At 70.2% G+C, this 15,335-nt stretch carries 10 protein-coding genes and 3 tRNA genes; 3 read left to right on the forward strand and 10 right to left on the reverse strand.

From position 1 onward, the window contains the following. Positions 1–134: 134 nt before the first annotated feature. The 4 genes from ABD297_RS10440 to ABD297_RS10455 all read right to left on the reverse strand — a co-directional run bounded on the left by ABD297_RS10440 (position 135) and on the right by ABD297_RS10455 (position 5,976). Complete coding sequence (locus ABD297_RS10440; RefSeq protein WP_344254866.1) at positions 135–2,213, reverse strand: sunset domain-containing protein; 2,079 nt, start codon at positions 2,211–2,213, stop codon at positions 135–137. A 126-nt stretch (positions 2,214–2,339) separates the two neighbouring features. After that, positions 2,340–3,983: an AMP-binding protein gene (locus tag ABD297_RS10445; RefSeq protein ID WP_344254867.1), complete on the reverse strand. Its 1,644-nt coding sequence runs from the start codon at positions 3,981–3,983 to the stop codon at positions 2,340–2,342. 96 nt (positions 3,984–4,079) lie between these two features. Continuing rightward, positions 4,080–5,747, reverse strand: a complete 1,668-nt coding sequence (locus ABD297_RS10450) for an MFS transporter (RefSeq protein ID WP_344254868.1) — start codon at positions 5,745–5,747, stop codon at positions 4,080–4,082. A 156-nt stretch (positions 5,748–5,903) separates the two neighbouring features. Further along, positions 5,904–5,976, reverse strand: a tRNA-Arg gene (locus ABD297_RS10455). Positions 5,977–6,407: 431 nt separating this feature from the next. Here ABD297_RS10455 and ABD297_RS10460 point away from each other — a divergent pair. Both ABD297_RS10460 and ABD297_RS10465 read left to right on the forward strand, forming a co-directional pair. Next, positions 6,408–8,252 carry a phosphoenolpyruvate carboxykinase (GTP) gene (locus ABD297_RS10460; protein WP_344254869.1) on the forward strand — a complete coding sequence of 615 codons (1,845 nt, stop codon included), beginning with the start codon at positions 6,408–6,410 and terminating at the stop codon, positions 8,250–8,252. Positions 8,253–8,432: 180 nt separating this feature from the next. Then, the gene (locus ABD297_RS10465) at positions 8,433–8,951 is read left to right on the forward strand and encodes a DUF6328 family protein (protein WP_344254870.1); all 519 of its coding nucleotides are present in this window, start codon (positions 8,433–8,435) and stop codon (positions 8,949–8,951) included. A gap of 303 nt (positions 8,952–9,254) precedes the next feature. Here the strand turns inward: ABD297_RS10465 and ABD297_RS10470 are convergent. Continuing rightward, a tRNA-Ser gene (locus tag ABD297_RS10470) sits at positions 9,255–9,344 on the reverse strand. A 190-nt stretch (positions 9,345–9,534) separates the two neighbouring features. On the opposite strand from ABD297_RS10470, the gene ABD297_RS10475 reads away from it, so the two are divergent. After that, positions 9,535–11,070 (forward strand): LCP family protein, encoded by a 1,536-nt coding sequence (locus ABD297_RS10475; protein ID WP_344254871.1) that lies wholly within the window; start codon positions 9,535–9,537, stop codon positions 11,068–11,070. 118 nt (positions 11,071–11,188) lie between these two features. Here the strand turns inward: ABD297_RS10475 and ABD297_RS10480 are convergent, their stop codons facing one another. From ABD297_RS10480 to cysK, 5 genes are all read right to left on the reverse strand, one after another. Then, complete coding sequence (locus tag ABD297_RS10480; RefSeq protein ID WP_030200907.1) at positions 11,189–11,392, reverse strand: cold-shock protein; 204 nt, start codon at positions 11,390–11,392, stop codon at positions 11,189–11,191. Positions 11,393–11,619: 227 nt separating this feature from the next. Continuing rightward, complete coding sequence (folP, locus tag ABD297_RS10485) at positions 11,620–12,603, reverse strand: dihydropteroate synthase (RefSeq protein WP_425581158.1); 984 nt, start codon at positions 12,601–12,603, stop codon at positions 11,620–11,622. Between the two features lie 709 nt (positions 12,604–13,312). Next, a tRNA-Ser gene (locus ABD297_RS10490) sits at positions 13,313–13,403 on the reverse strand. A 180-nt stretch (positions 13,404–13,583) separates the two neighbouring features. Beyond that, the gene (epsC, locus tag ABD297_RS10495) at positions 13,584–14,294 is read right to left on the reverse strand and encodes a serine O-acetyltransferase EpsC (RefSeq protein WP_344254872.1); all 711 of its coding nucleotides are present in this window, start codon (positions 14,292–14,294) and stop codon (positions 13,584–13,586) included. 46 nt (positions 14,295–14,340) lie between these two features. Then, the gene (gene cysK / locus ABD297_RS10500) at positions 14,341–15,270 is read right to left on the reverse strand and encodes a cysteine synthase A (protein ID WP_344254873.1); all 930 of its coding nucleotides are present in this window, start codon (positions 15,268–15,270) and stop codon (positions 14,341–14,343) included. Positions 15,271–15,335: the final 65 nt, after the last annotated feature.

Consider the following 15,335-nt stretch of genomic DNA (forward strand, 5'->3'; position numbering starts at 1 on the left):
CCGTTCCGGCGGCAGGCGTCCGGCTCTGGTGGCCGTCGCACCTGGCCGGCCGCGGTCCCAGACAGGGGTGTGGCCACGTGCACCGGGTGCACGTGGCCACGTCGACCTGTGGTGATCCAGCCGTCAGGCCGGGGTCACTCCCCTTCGCGCCGGAAGCCCGCGCGGCGGGCTGCCTCCTCGTTGTAGAACCACACGTCGGGCTCGACGTCGTCGTAGCCGGCGTCGTCGGGACCGAGGAAGGTCGTGCCGTCACGGCGGCCCTTGACCGCGTGGCCGAGCGGCTGCGCGCCGTCGGCGATCGGTGCGGCGGAGCCGAGGCCGAAGCCGCCGTCGACGACCTCGTCGAAGCCGGACATCCGTCGACCGGCCGCGGACTGCTGCTGGTCCTCCTGGCCCTGCTCCGGGTTCTGCTCCTGGCCCTGCTCCTCGGCGTGAGACTCCTGGGCGGCCTCCTCGGTCGAGCCCGCCGTGGCGTCCGACGTCGAGTCGTCGATCGACCACGCGGTGTCGGTGGGCGCCGCGGAGGGCTCGCGCCGCTCGTCATCCTGCTGCTGGTCGGCGTGCTCGTCGCGGGACTCCACGGCCGGGGCGGGGCTCTCGGGGGCGTCCGGGGCGTCGGTCCAGGCCGTGTCGGTGGCGCCGCCCGTGCTGTCGGAGGCATCAGCGCTCTCGGACGTGTGCTCGGACGTGTGGCCGGAGGCGGTGGCGGGTGCGCGGTCGGCGTCGCCGCTCGCCGGCTCGGCCAGCTCCTCGTCCTCGTCACTCTCGTGCGAGTGGGGGGCCATGTCGACGTCCAGCCCCTCGTCGGCGGCGTCGTCGGACCCGGCCTCGTCGTCGAGCCCGCGGTCGCCGGGCGTCGTGGCCCAGGCCTGCCCGCGGTGGTCGCCCGGGTCGGTGTCGGGCGTTCCGCCGCCGGACAGCACGTCGTCGCGCTCGTCCAGGGCGGGGACCTCGACCTGCTTCGGCTGCTCGGCGTCGGCCACGGGCGGCACGAAGGAGTGGTCCGTACCGCTGGCACTCGTGTCCGTGGACGCGTCGCTGGCGGCGTCGGTGCCGGTGCTCGCGTCGGTGCCGGTGCTCGCGTCGGTGCCGGTGCTCGCGTCGGTGTCGGTGTGGTCGCTCATGGTCGTGGACCTTTCGTCGGGAAGCCCTTCCGGTGCACTCCCAGTACCCACTGAGCCCTGCGCCGCCGCGACGTCCTCGTGACCGTCCTCGTGACCGTCCTCGTGACCGTCCTCGTGACCGTCCTCGTGGGCGGCCTCGTGGCCGACACCGTGCCGCTCGTCGCGCGTCTCCTCGCGCGTGGTGCCGAGGACCTCCGGCTCCTCCGACGCGTAGGAGGACTGGTCCGCCGACCGCTCGTCGACCTCACGGTCGGCCTCGCTCGCGAGATCCGTCTCGGAGGCCGAAGCCATCGCGGCCCCGCCGTGCTCGGGCTCGCCCGGCGCCGCGGCCTCATTGACCACCGCGCCCTCGTCGGCTCCCATGCCCTTGTCGGCTGCGGTGCCCTCGTCGAATCCAGTGCCCTCGTCGACTCCGGCGCGCTCGTCGACCCGACCGCGCTCGTCGGTGTCCGACACGGCCGTGCCGTCGCCGGCGTCCGCGCGCTCCGCGCGCTCCGCTGCGGCGGGCGCGAAGGGGTTCTCGGCATCGGCGAGGTCGTCCTCGTCGTCGTCGTGCGTGAACGCCGCGGCGCCCACGGCAGCGGCACCCGCGCCGGCTGCGGCACCGGCAGCGAGGCCGGCGCCGTGCGCGGGCTCCTGGCCCGGGAGCCGGTTGCCCTCTGCGTCCACCCGGAAACCCTCGTCGTCGGTGGGGACGTCGGGGTCGACGCGGTCGGCCTCCCGCTCGAGGCCGGCGTGCTCCACGCGGGCCGACTCGGCGCTGGCCCGGTGCTGCTGGGCCTGCTCTTCCAGCCGGCGCGCCTCGGCCGCCTGGCGCTGGGCCTCGGCCGCCTGCCGCTGCGCCTCGGCCGCCTTGCGGTCGGCCTCGGCGCGGGCGTCAGCCGCCATCGCGGCGGTGACGGACGCGCGGTCCTCGGTGCCCTGCACCTCGGGCCGGCGCTCGTCGGCGCGGGCCCGGAGCTCGCCGGCCTCGAAGCGGCGGGCCTCGACCTCGCGGCGGCGCCCGGCCGAGACGAACAACCAGATGATCACTGCAATGACGACGATCGCCACCACGATCCACAGAACCGTCTTGCCTGTGTCGGACATGCCATTCCCCTCACGGATTACGGGCCCTCGCGACCACGTCCCCCGAAACCTACTGCGCTGGAGCACTCCCGCGGCACCCAGCACACGCCCGAGTCGGCGACGGCGACCCGTACCGAGCGTTCCGGGTCAGCCGAGCCCGAGCTTCTTCGCGGTCGTCTCCCGCATCTCGACCTTGCGGATCTTGCCCGTGACGGTCATCGGGAACTCGTCGACGATCTCGACGTAGCGCGGGATCTTGTAGTGCGCGAGCTGGCCGGTGCAGAACTCGCGCAACGACTCAGCCGTCAGCGGTGTCGCCCCGTCCTTCATGCGCACCCAGGCGCACAGCTCCTCGCCGTACTTCTCGTCGGGGACGCCGATGACCTGGGCGTCGAGGATGTCGGGGTGCGTGTAGAGGAACTCCTCGATCTCTCGCGGGTAGACGTTCTCTCCACCGCGGATGACCATGTCCTTGATGCGGCCGGTGATCTCGACGTAGCCGTCGTCGTGCATGACGCCGATGTCACCCGTGTGCATCCAGCCGTCCTCGATGGCCTCGGCCGTCTTGTCGGGCTGCTCCCAGTAGCCGAGCATGACCGAGTAGCCCTTGGTCATGAACTCACCGGCGGTGCCCCGCGGAACCGTCTCTCCCGTCAGGGGATCCACGATCTTGATCTCGAGGTGCGGCCCGACCCGACCGACCGTGCCGACCTTCTGCTCGAAGGTGTCGTCGGTGCGGTTCTGCGTCGAGACCGGCGACGTCTCGGTCATGCCGTAGCAGATCGTCATCTCCTCGATGCCGGCCGCGATGAGCTTCTTCATCAGCTCTGCGGGACAGGGAGACCCGGCCATGATGCCGGTGCGCACGGTCGACAGGTCGTAGTCCGCGAAGTCGGGCAGGTTCCACTCGGCGATGAACATCGTCGGCACGCCGTAGAGGGAGGTGACCTTCTCGTCCTGCGTGGCCCGCAGCGTCGCGGCGGGGTCGAAGCCGGGCGCCGGGATGACCATGCACGAGCCGTGGGTGGTGCACGCGAGGTTGCCCATGACCATGCCGAAGCAGTGGTAGAAGGGCACCGGGATGCAGACGCGGTCGGCCTCCGTGTAGTCGCAGAGCTCGCCGACGAAGTAGCCGTTGTTGAGGATGTTGCGGTGGCTGAGCGTCGCGCCCTTGGGGAAGCCCGTGGTGCCGGAGGTGTACTGGATGTTGATCGGGTCGGTGTTCCTCAACCCTGCTTGTATGCCGTGCAGCTCGCTCTCCGGCACCTCGTCGGCGCGGGCGAGCAGGTCGTCCCAGTCGGACGTGCCGATGTAGACGACGCGCTCGAGCCCGTCGACCTCGTCGCGCACCTCCTCGACCATCTGCCGGTAGTTGCTCGTCTTGAACGACTCGGCCGCGACGAGCGTCGAGATCCCCGCCTGGCCGAGCACGTACTGCAGCTCGTGCGAACGGTAGCTCGGGTTGATGTTGACGAGGATCGCGCCGATCTTGGCCGTCGCGTACTGCACGAGCGTCCACTCCGAGCAGTTCGGCGCCCAGATGCCGACCCGGTCGCCGGTCCGGACCCCGGTGGCCAGCAGAGCGCGGGCCAGCCGGTCGACGTCGGCCCGCAGCTCGGCATACGTCCACCGCCTGCCCTGGGCGACGTCGACGAGCGCCTCGCGATCACCGAAGCGCTCGGCCGTCGCGTCGAAGTCGTCGCCGATGGTCGTCTCGAGCAGTGGCGTGTCCGTCTCACCCCGGGTGTGCGAGAGGGTCGGGTCGAGGGTGACTGGCGGTGCGGCGGTCATCGGTGGCCTCCCGGCGTGCATCGGTGGACGGGTCTGATCACACCCAACCCCGAGCGACGACGGCGCACAAGGCAATGCCCGTGACGTGGAGGGAACTCACACCCCGTCGCCGTCCCCGTCGCCGTCCCCGTCGCCGTCCCCGTCGTCGTCTCCGTCCTCCTCGTCCCCGTCGTCGCCGGGCGCGCGGTCCGGCAGGCGCCCGGTGAGCAGGAGGGCTCCCGCCGCCAGCAGGGCCGTGACCCCGAAGGCCTCCCGCAGCGCGTCGAGCCGCGCGCCGGCGTTCACCTCGACGACGGCCGCGGCCGTCGCGGCGTCGAGCGGCGACGCGGCCAGGGCGTCGGTCAGCTGCTTGTCGGAGATGAAGGGCACCCCGCCGACGAGCTGGGTCGAGGCCTGCGCCTTGACCGATGCCGGGACGGCCGGGTTCTGCTGGATGCCGGAGACGACCGAGGCCGTCAGGGTGGCCAGCAGCACGGAGCCGACGAGGGCGGTGCCGAGCGAGGCCCCGAGGTTGGTGCCGGTGTTCTGCAGGCCACCGACCTCGGCGCTCTCGGAGTCCGGCACCGACGAGACGGTGACGCTTCCGAGCTGCGACGAGAGCGCGCCGAGGCCGAAGCCGATGAGCAGCATGGGGATCGCGACGACCCCGGCGTTGGCGCCCGGATCCATGCCGCCGACGAGGACGAGGATGCCGGCGAGCACCGAGAAGAGGCCGACGCGCACGACCCGCCGCGGGTTGGCGCGCGGCCACACCTTGGGGATGCCCCCGGCGGCGACGAGCAGCGCGAAGGACAACGGCAGGATCCGCAGTCCCGTCTGGAGCGCGTCGAGCTCGAGCACGACGGAGAGGAAGAGTGGCACGGCGAAGAAGACGCCCGCCTGCACGATGTACTGGGAGAAGAACATGGACAGGCCGGCCACGAGACCGCGGTTGCGCAGCAGCGCCGGCCGCAGGAGCGGCTCGCCTCCGGTGCGCACGAGGTGGCTCTCCCAGCGCATGAAGCCGAAGACCACGAGGACGCCGAGCAGCACCAGCCAGATGGACGGGGAGGCGCCGAGGATCTTGGGAGCGCCCGGCTTGGCGACCACCCACCCCCACTCGCTCGTGCGCAGCACGCCGTAGACGACCGAGCCGAGGCCCACGACCGACAGCAACGAGCCGACGTAGTCGATGCGCGCGGGGCTCGGCGGCACGTCCGCCACCTTGCGCAGGAAGGCGATGATGACGAGGACGATGACGACCTCGCCGGCGAAGACGTAGCGCCACGAGGCGAAGGTCGTGACGGCCCCGCCGATGAGCGGCCCGGCGGCGACGGCCATGGCCCCGGCTGCCGCGACCAGACCGTAGGCGGCGGCGCGTCGCTCGGGCGGGAAGTTCGCGGCCACGAGCGCCACGATCGCCGGCATGATGAGCGAGGCACCGAGGCCCTCGAGCAGCGACCAGCCGAGCAGCAGCACGGTGAGGTTCGGCGAGATCGCGGTGACGAACGAGCCGGCGCCGTAGACGACCAGCCCGATGGCGAAGGCACGCCGCCGTCCCAGGATCGTGCCCAGCTTGCCGCCCGTGATCATCATCGTGGCCATGACGAGCGTGTAGAGCGTGATGGCGGTCTGGATGCCGCTGATCGTCGTGCCGAGGTCCTTGGCCACCACGGCCATCGAGACGTTCATGACCGAGCTGTCGAGCGTCATGAGGAACTGGCTCGCAGCGAGCACCGTGAGGATCAGACCGGCACCGGTCCGGGCGGCTGGCTGGGTCGACACCCGACCAGCGTCGCGCCCCACCGACCGCCCCCGCGTCACCCCGAGAGGATGAACGCCGCGGTGCCACCGGCCGGGGCGCGGAGCGCAATCGGGGCCGACAGCACGAAACCCCGACCGGCAACCGGTCGGGGTCTCGCGTTCTGTCTCAACACAGAGTGCACCCGTAGGGATTCGAACCCCAAACCTTCTGATCCGTAGTCAGATGCTCTATCCGTTGAGCTACGGGTGCGTCGTTCCTCACCGGGAGGAACGAAAAGTTACCTTAGCGCCTCGGGTCCGCATCCACGAAATCGGCCCCCAGCCCGGCCCGCCCACGACCTCCCGCTGCGACGGCGCCACGCCGCCCCACGGCATACGCCCGGCATCCCTCGCGACGCGTCGTGACCCCCGCTCGACCTACGGACGAGTACTGAAAATCCTGCAAGAAACCGACAGCGAGTCGTCGGATTTCTTGCGGCCCCGACGTGGTGTGAGCCGTCTCACCGCTCCGCGCCCGGCTTGCGGCCAAAGGCACTCACGGCGACGCGTACCTTGAAGTCATCACGTCATCTGTTCAACATGTGGACACCTCCAGGCCCCATCCGGGCCCGGGCCGGACCCACGTGGGGAGCAGCTTCGAACCGGCACGACGTGGTGCCGGGCGGCACCGCGCGCGAAGGGATGGGCCCCGAGTTGACCACGACCCACGAGAAACAGACACACACGACGCACGCGGGACTGTCCGCCTGGGTCGAGCAGGTCGCCGAGCTGACGCAGCCGCGCGACATCCGCTGGATCACCGGCTCCCCCGAGGAGTGGACCGAGCTGACCGACCAGCTCGTCGAGGCCGGCACGTTCGTGCGGCTCGACGAGAGCAAGAAGCCGAACTCCTTCTACTGCGCGAGCGACCCGACCGACGTCGCCCGCGTCGAGGACCGGACCTACATCTGCTCCGTCGACGAGAAGGACGCCGGGCCCACCAACAACTGGATGGCGCCCGACGAGATGAAGGCTCGGATGACCGAGCTCTACCGGGGGTCCATGCAGGGCCGCACGATGTACGTCATCCCCTTCGTCATGGGCCACCTCGACGCCAAGGTCCCGATGTTCGGCGTCGAGATCACCGACTCCGCCTACGTCGTCGTCTCCATGCTCGTCATGGCCCGCTGCGGCGACAGGGTGCTGCACAAGATCGAGGAGACGAACGCCGACTACGTGCCGGCGCTGCACTCGGTCGGCGCCCCGCTGGCCGACGGCCAGGCCGACGTCAAGTGGCCGTGCTCCGACACGAAGTACATCGTCCACTTCCCCGAGGAGCGCACCATCTGGAGCTACGGCTCCGGCTACGGCGGCAACGCCCTGCTCGGCAAGAAGTGCTACTCCCTGCGCATCGCCTCGGCGATCGCCCGTGACGAGGGCTGGATGGCCGAGCACATGCTCATCCTCAAGCTCACCTCGCCCAAGGGCTCGGTGCACTACGTCGCAGCCGCCTTCCCGTCGGCGTGCGGCAAGACCAACCTCGCGATGATCACCCCGACCGTGCCCGGCTGGAAGGCCGAGATGGTCGGCGACGACATCGCCTGGATGCGCTTCGGCGAGGACGGCCGGCTGTATGCCGTCAACCCGGAGTTCGGCCTGTTCGGTGTCGCCCCCGGCACCGGCGCGTCGACCAACCCCAACGCGATGGCCACCATCGACAAGGGCAACTCGGTCTTCACCAACGTCGCCCTGACCGACGACGGCGACGTGTGGTGGGAGGGCATGACCGACGAGGTCCCGGCCCACCTCACCGACTGGCACGGCAACAGCTGGACGCCGGAGGACGGCAAGAAGGGCGTGCTCTCGAGCCACCCGAACAGCCGCTTCTGCACGCCCGCCTCGCAGTGCCCGATGATCGCCCCGGAGTACGACAACCCCGACGGCGTCCCGATCGACGCGATCCTCTTCGGCGGCCGCCGCAAGACGACCGTGCCGCTCGTCTATGAGTCGCGCGACTGGCAGCACGGCACCTTCATCGGCGCCACGCTCTCCTCGGAGACCACCGCTGCCGCGACCGGCGCCGTCGGCGTCGTGCGCCGCGACCCGATGGCCATGCTCCCCTTCATCGGCTACCACGCCGGCGACTACATGAACCACTGGCTCGAGATCGGCAAGAGCGCGGACGCCTCCAAGCTCCCCCGCATCTTCGGCGTCAACTGGTTCCGTCGCGACGAGGAGGACGGCTCCTTCCTCTGGCCCGGGTTCGGCGAGAACAGCCGCGTCCTCAAGTGGGTCATCGAGCGCCTCGACGGGGACGCCGACGCCGTGGAGACCCCGATCGGGTTCGTGCCGACCGAGGGCTCCATCGACATCGACGGCCTCGACATGACGCCCGAGCAGGTGGCCAAGGCCATCAGGGTCGACGCGGCCGACTGGGAGAAGGAGCTTCCCCTCATCCAGGAGTGGTTCGACAAGTTCGGCGACCAGCTCCCCACGGAGCTGTGGGCCGAGCTCGACGCCCTCAAGGCCCGCGTCAGCGGTCACTGAGGTCGGTCCGCAGCCCGCTGGCCCGCGAGCTCGGACGACGTGATGCAGGGCCCGGCACCGCTGTGGTGCCGGGCCCTCCGTCATATCCCGACGGGTCACCCGAGGACGTATGCCGTGTCGCCCGGCACCCGGCATACGCGGGCGCCGTGCCGCCGGCCCCCACCCGGGTACGAGGAGGGCATGAGCGAACCGCACGCGTACCGGCGCGAGGAGTCGGAGGCGCAGCGACTCGACCGCAACTTCGGCGAGCAGCTGCAGGAGCTGCGCATCGTGCAGGCGGGTGTGCAGATCCTCTTCGCGTTCCTGCTGACGATCCCGTTCCAGCAGCGGTTCACGACGCTGACCGACCTCCAGCGCGACATCTACGTCGTGACCCTCGTCTCGATCGCGATCAGCACCCTCGTGTTCATGACGCCCGTCGCGATGCACCGGATGCTCTTCCGCGAAGGGCTCAAGGACTTCGTCGTGCGGCACACCGACACCCTGATCGGGACCGGGCTGCTCTTCCTCGTGGTCGGGATGATCGGCGGCGTCGTGCTCGTGCTCGACGTCCTGCTCTCTCACACGACGGCGCTGTGGATCGGCGGCGGCCTCACGGTTCTCGCGATCGGCCTGTGGCTGGTGCTCCCGCTCTCGCAGCGCCGGCGCCGGAGGCGCGAGGACGCCGCCGAGCACCCGGACGCCCCCTCCCCCACCTGAACCGTCGAGAGGCCACCGTTTGCGGGTCCTCCCCCGTGGAGAGGCCACGTCTGGCCCCCTCTATAACGTCGAGGGGCCACGTCTGGCCCTCTCTCCACCGTCGAGGGGCCAACGTTTGCGGGTCCTCCCCAGTCGAGAGGCCGACGTTTGTGGGTCACCGCTCGCCCGGCGGCGGGACGCCGTCGCTGGGCAGGCCCCTCGTTCCTCGGGGACTGCCCAGCTCCTCCCAAATCCCACACGTTCGTTCAGCACAAGACAGAAGGACCCCGACGAAAAGCGTGTCAGGGTCCTTCTGTCTTGTGCTGGCGGAGGCGGCGGGATTTGAACCCGCGAGAGGTTTTATCCTCAACCCGCTTAGCAGGCGGGCGCACTAGGCCACTATGCGACGCCTCCGTGCCCGGCACGGGCCGCCGAGGCGACGCCGGATACACGGGCGAGCACAGGCTACCGGCACCGGCGCGCCCGACCCAAACCGGGGTGTCCACGCGTCCGGACGCCATACCCGAGTCGATGAGGCACATATCAGGTTGTCAGGGCAGAATGTGCATCGGCTCGTGCGCACGGGCCGATCAGAGAGGACTCCATGAGCTATCCGAACACGCGAGGTCAGGCTGCGCCCCCGACACGCGAAGCGCTGCGACGTGAACTCAAGTCCGGTTTCCGCAGGGCACTCGGCCTCACAGCCCTCGGCACCGTGGTGCCCGGCGCCGGCCTGACGCAGACCCGCAGCCGCAAGGCCGGCTGGGCGATCCTCGTCATCGCCCTGGCCGGGATCGGCGTGGGCGCCTACTACGTGCTGCGGACCGGCCTGACCAACGCCGTGCTCTCGCTCGTCGCGCGCCCCACCGTGCTCCAGGCGATCGCCATCACCTTCGTCGTGATCGGCATCCTGTGGTGCGGCTCGATCATCCTGACCGCGGTCCAGTCCCGCCCCACGCGCCTGGACAAGGGCCGCACGCGTCTGCTCGCCGCCTTCACCACGCTCATGGTCTTCCTCGTCGCGGCGTCCTCGTTCAAGTTCGCGGAGTACGCCAGCATCACCCAGACGACCGTCGCCCAGGTCTTCGGCACGGCCCCGGTCAAGCCGGGAGTCGGCGCCCAGGTCGCCCAGGGCTCGGACCCCTGGGCCGACCAGGCGCGCGTCAACATCCTGCTGCTCGGCTCCGACGCGGGCGTCGGGCGCACGGGCACGCGCACCGACTCGATGATCGTCGCGAGCATCGACACCAAGACCGGCCGGACCGCGCTCATCTCGCTGCCCCGCAACCTCCAGCGGGTGCCGCTGCCCAAGGCCAGCCCCCTGCGCGGGCTCTACCCGAGCGGCACGTACGGCCGTCCGGTGTGCTTCCGGGAGCAGAAGGACCCCAACGACCAGTGCATGCTCAACGCCGTGTGGACCGAGGTCGACCAGTACCGCCAGGACCACCCCGGCTCCTACACGGGCAGCGTTCCCGGCCGTGACGAGACCCGCAACGTCATCTCCGAGGTCCTCGGTCTCAAGATCGACCACACGGTGGTCATCGACCTCAAGGGCTTCTCCCAGCTCATCGACGCCATGGGCGGCGTGACCGTCAACGTCAAGCTGAGCGGCTTCGGCACCAAGCTGCCCATCGGTGGCCACAGCGACGGCCGCGGCGGCGTCGTCGGTGAGACCGGCTACTTCAGCCCGGGGGTCCAGCACCTCTCCGGCAACCTGGCGCTGTGGTACGCACGCACCCGTGCGGCCGACAGCGACACCTACCGCCAGGCGCGCCAGCGGTGCGTGATCCAGGCGGTCGTGCGGCAGGTCGACCCCGCCCAGATGGTGTCCAAGTACCCCGAGATCGCCAGGATCGCGCGCGACAACATCTACACCGACATCCCCGCGCAGAACCTTCCGGCGTTCGTCGACCTCATCGAGCGCGTCCAGAAGGACAACAAGATCACCAGCGTCTCGTTCGACAAGATCCCCGACTTCAACTCGGTCCGGCCCAACTACGACGAGATCCGCGCCTACGTGCAGAAGAGCCTCCAGCCCCCTGCACCGTCGACCCCCTCGACGCCGAAGCCGACGAGCACCTCGACCAGGACGCCGACGAAGGCCCCGTCACCCACGACGAAGCCCTACGACGAGTGCTGATCGGTGGGCCGCGGTCGACGCGGCCCGCCGGTCACAACAAAGCCCCCGGCCGATGGCCGGGGGCTTTGTCACAAACGACTGAGGTTGTGTGTCGCTCGTTGCTGTTGATCTCGAGGGATCAGAGCGGGCGAACCGCGTCAGCCTGGGGACCCTTGGGACCCTGGGTGACCTCGAACTCGACTCGCTGCGCCTCTTCCAGCGAACGGTAGCCGTTCGACTGGATGGCCGAGTAGTGGACGAAAACGTCGGGGCCGCCGCCGTCCTGGGCGATGAAGCCAAAGCCCTTTTCGGCGTTGAACCACTTGACGGTGCCCTGTGCCATACGGGTAACTCTTCCTTCTTTAGCGTGTGGAACGACGCACCTCGCGCATCCCAAGCTGCCGCCTTGACTCCATGGGACGGGCGAACCCGCCGCTGTCGAAAAGAAATCCCGTCACCATTGCGGATGACGGGCACCTGCTCGACTTCGAGGAACTGCAACTGCAACCGCGACGAACCTAGCAGAATACCGCGCGTTCAGCCCGTCGGATGCCACCAGATTTTGGGCGTTCAGGAGGCGTTCGCCGCGCCGTCACGCCTGGTCCCTCGCAGGGCGAGTCGCGGGGGCCGGTCGCCACGGATCGTCGCCACCATGTCGATGACCCTGCGGGTCGCACGGACGTCGTGCGCGCGGAAGACCGTCGCCCCGAGCCAGGCCGCGACCGCGGTCGCGGCGAGCGAGCCCTCGAGGCGCTCCTCGGCCGGCAGGTCGAGCGACTCACCGACGAAGTCCTTGCGCGACATCGCTTGCAGCACAGGGTAGTTCAGTGCCACGACGTCTGCCGTATGCCGTAGCACCTCGAGCGAGTGCGCCGTGGTCTTGCCGAAGTCGAGGGTCGGGTCCACGAGGATGCGTTCACGGGGTATGCCGGCCTGCTCGGCCGCGGCGGCCCCCTCGGCCAGGGTGCGCACGACGTCCCGGACGACGTCGAGCTGGTCATCGCCGTAGGTCACGTCCACCGGGTCGGTGCGGGGCGGCAGGCCGCCGGTATGTGAGATGACGTAGCCGGCACCGATGCCGGCGGCGACATGCACGAGGTCACGGTCGTGGCCGGCCCACGTGTCGTTGACGAGGTCGACGACACCGTCGGCCTCACGGGCGACCTCGGAGCGCCAGGTGTCGAGGCTGAGGAGGACGTCGGGATGCTCGGCCCGGGCCCACTGCAGGAAGGGAACGACGCGCCGGACCTCCTCGTCGGCGTCGACCACCTCGCCCTCCTGGCCGGCGCGCACGCCACCGACGTCGACGAGGTCGGCACCGAGCTCGACCGCCTCGACGAAGGCCGCCTTGGCGGACTCGAGGTCGGCATGCCGGTTGCCGCTGAAGAAGGAGTCACGCGTGCGGTTGACGATGGCCATGACGGCCGGCGTCGCGGCGTCGAATCGCCTGCCGCGCAGGACGAGCGGGCTCGCCGACGGGAGCTCGACGGGGGCCAGTCGGCTCAGGATCTCGGCGGGGTCGGGCGCGGCATCCGAGCCGAATTGAGAGGTCACACTGTCGTATCTCACGGCCCTCGACAAAGGTCAACGGGTGGTCTGGTCATGGTTGCGCAACTGTTACCATTGTGGGGCAGACGTCACCCACGGCCCGGCCATGCTCCCGGCCGGGTCGCGGGTGGTCGGCCGGTCCTGACCGTCCCGCAATGACGGTCGACCACCGAGCCCCTTCGACGCGCTGTCAGGGCTCAGCCTTAAGGAAACTGAATACAGAGATGTCGTACCTCGTGTCGTTCTTCGCGGCCATGAACCGTCCGTCCAAGAACATGCCGGTCGGTCAGTACAACTCCAGCACGACGTTCGAGGAGCGGCTCGGCCTGCTCTGAGGGGACGCGTGCACGCTGGGCTCACCGTCGAGGCCGGCGCTTGAAACGAAAGGGACTCCGGATCTCCGGAGCCCCTTTTTTCATGCCCGGACCCGGTCAGAGCGGCTGCGGTGCCGTCCGACCGGCGCGAGGTCGCGCGTCAGATCGCGCGGGCGCTGCGCCCCGACGACACCGGGTGCGCGACCAGCCGCGCGACGAGTTGCACGACAGGTGCCGACCAGGCGCACGAGGTGGATGCAGCCGCTCCGCGCCGACGGAGCAGTGGCGGAGGGCGTGGGACTCCGCGCTGGTACCGGGCTCGTTCCTCGCCCGGGCCCAGCGCTCCCCTTCATCTCACGCCTCCGCAGCTGTTCCGAAGGCGCTCCGCGCCGACGGAGCAGTGGCGGAGGGCGTGGGATTCGAACCCACGATGGGCTATGAACCCATAGCGGTTTTCAAGACCGCCGCACTCGGCCACTATGCGAGCCCTCCAGTGTCCGCGGAAGTCTATCCGCGGCCGGCCCCACCGTCCGAATCAACCAGGCCCGGACCATGACACGTCGCACGACGTGCGTCATGGTGCTGCGCCCGGCGGGGTCCTGACACCACCAGCTGCGCGACCATCCGCAGGACGGTGCCCGGGACCGCGCCCTCGAAACCTGCGGCGGTGGGTCAGATGTAGATCGCGGGGTCGAGCCACTGGTTGGTGGCGTCGCGCTTGGGGAAGCGGATGACAGCCGGGATGCCGGTCGCCACCGCTCCGGCCGGAACGTCCTTGACGACAACGGAGTTCGCGCCGATCTGCACGTCGTCGCCGACGAGGACAGGCCCGAGCACCCGGGCGCCGGCACCGATCGTGACGCGGTTGCCGACGGTGGGGTGGCGCTTGACGTGAGCCAGCGACCGGCCGCCGAGGGTGACCCCGTGGTAGAGCATGACGTCGTCGCCGACCTCGGCAGTCTCCCCGATGACGACCCCCATGCCATGGTCGATGAAGAAGCGTCGGCCGAGCCGGGCCGCCGGGTGGATCTCGACACCGGTGATCGAGCGCGCCACCGTGGCGAGCACTCGCGCCGGTAGCCGCCCACCCGGCTGCTGGTAGAGCGCATGCAGCCCGCGGTGCGCCCAGACGGCGTGCAGGCCGGGCGAGGTCAGGACCAGCTCGAGCCGGGAGCTCGCCGCCGGGTCGCGCGCGATGGCACCGTCGACGTCCTCGAGCGCACGGTCGGCGAGCTTGCGCACGAGACCGAGCGGTCCGGCATACGAACGCTCCTCGCGGGCGGTCGTGGCCGCGCCGGCGGCCGAGGCCCCGTCACCGCGCACGAGCGTCAGCGGCTTCTCGGCCGGCCGTGGCTCGTGGTCGATCTGTGGTGCGGTGCTCATGGGCACGACTCCTTGGTGGCAGGTGGGGGTGACGAGGCGCGCGACGTCAGTCGACGAGGCCCTCGAAGAGGATGGTGGACAGGTAGCGCTCGCCGAACGATGGGATGATGACGACGATCGTCTTGCCCTGGTTCTCCGGACGCTGCGCGACCTGGACGGCGGCCGCGAGGGCGGCGCCGGACGACAGGCCGACGAGCAGACCCTCCTCGGTCGCAGCGCGGCGGGCCCACTTGACGGAGGTCTCGGCGTTGACGTCGATGACCTCGTCGTAGATCTCGGTGTCGAGGATCTCGGGGACGAAGTTGGCGCCGATGCCCTGGATCTTGTGCGGACCGGGCTGGCCGCCGTTGAGGATCGCCGACTCCTCCGGCTCGACGGCGATGACCTGGACGCCGGGCTTGCGGGCCTTGAGGACCTGGCCGATGCCGGTGATGGTGCCGCCCGTGCCGATGCCGGCCACGACGATGTCGACCTGGCCGTCGGTGTCCTTCCAGATCTCCTCGGCGGTGGTCTTGCGGTGGATCTCGGGGTTGGCGACGTTGGCGAACTGGCGGGCGAGCACGCCACCACGCTCGGCGGCGATCTCCTCGGCCTTGGCCACGGCGCCCTTCATGCCGGTGGACGGGTCGGTGAGGACGAGCTCGGCGCCGAACGCACGCAGCAGGGCGCGGCGCTCCTTGCTCATCGACTCGGGCATCGTCAGCACGACCTTGTAGCCGCGGGCCGCGCCGACCATGGCGAGCGCGATGCCGGTGTTGCCGGACGTGGCCTCGACGATCGTGCCGCCGGCCTTGAGCTCGCCGCTCGCCTCGGCCGCGTCGACGATCGCGACGCCGATGCGGTCCTTGACGGAGTTGGCGGGGTTGTAGAACTCGAGCTTGGCCGCAACCGTCGCGTCGGCGCCGTCCGTGATCTTGTTGAGGCGCACGAGCGGCGTGTTGCCGATCAGCTGGGTCACGTCGTCGTAGATCGGCATGTGCGGAAGCCCTTTCGCCGGGGTGCGGATCGGTCTGGTGACCAGGTCGTCATCGACAACCGGGT

Source organism: Terrabacter carboxydivorans (assembly GCF_039532035.1).
In the GTDB taxonomy this organism is placed as follows: Bacteria; Actinomycetota; Actinomycetes; order Actinomycetales; family Dermatophilaceae; genus Terrabacter; species Terrabacter carboxydivorans.

Excerpts from the sequence above, each read along its gene's own strand:
- ABD297_RS10465 (WP_344254870.1), top strand. The coding sequence starts at position 8,433 with ATGAGCGAACCGCACGCGTACCGGCGCGAGGAGTCGGAGGCGCAGCGA.
- ABD297_RS10445 (WP_344254867.1), bottom strand. The coding sequence starts at position 3,983 with ATGACCGCCGCACCGCCAGTCACCCTCGACCCGACCCTCTCGCACACC.
- cysK (WP_344254873.1), bottom strand. The coding sequence starts at position 15,270 with ATGCCGATCTACGACGACGTGACCCAGCTGATCGGCAACACGCCGCTC.
- ABD297_RS10480 (WP_030200907.1), bottom strand. The coding sequence starts at position 11,392 with ATGGCACAGGGCACCGTCAAGTGGTTCAACGCCGAAAAGGGCTTTGGC.
- ABD297_RS10475 (WP_344254871.1), top strand. The coding sequence starts at position 9,535 with ATGAGCTATCCGAACACGCGAGGTCAGGCTGCGCCCCCGACACGCGAA.
- ABD297_RS10440 (WP_344254866.1), bottom strand. The coding sequence starts at position 2,213 with ATGTCCGACACAGGCAAGACGGTTCTGTGGATCGTGGTGGCGATCGTC.
- ABD297_RS10460 (WP_344254869.1), top strand. The coding sequence starts at position 6,408 with ATGGGCCCCGAGTTGACCACGACCCACGAGAAACAGACACACACGACG.
- epsC (WP_344254872.1), bottom strand. The coding sequence starts at position 14,294 with ATGAGCACCGCACCACAGATCGACCACGAGCCACGGCCGGCCGAGAAG.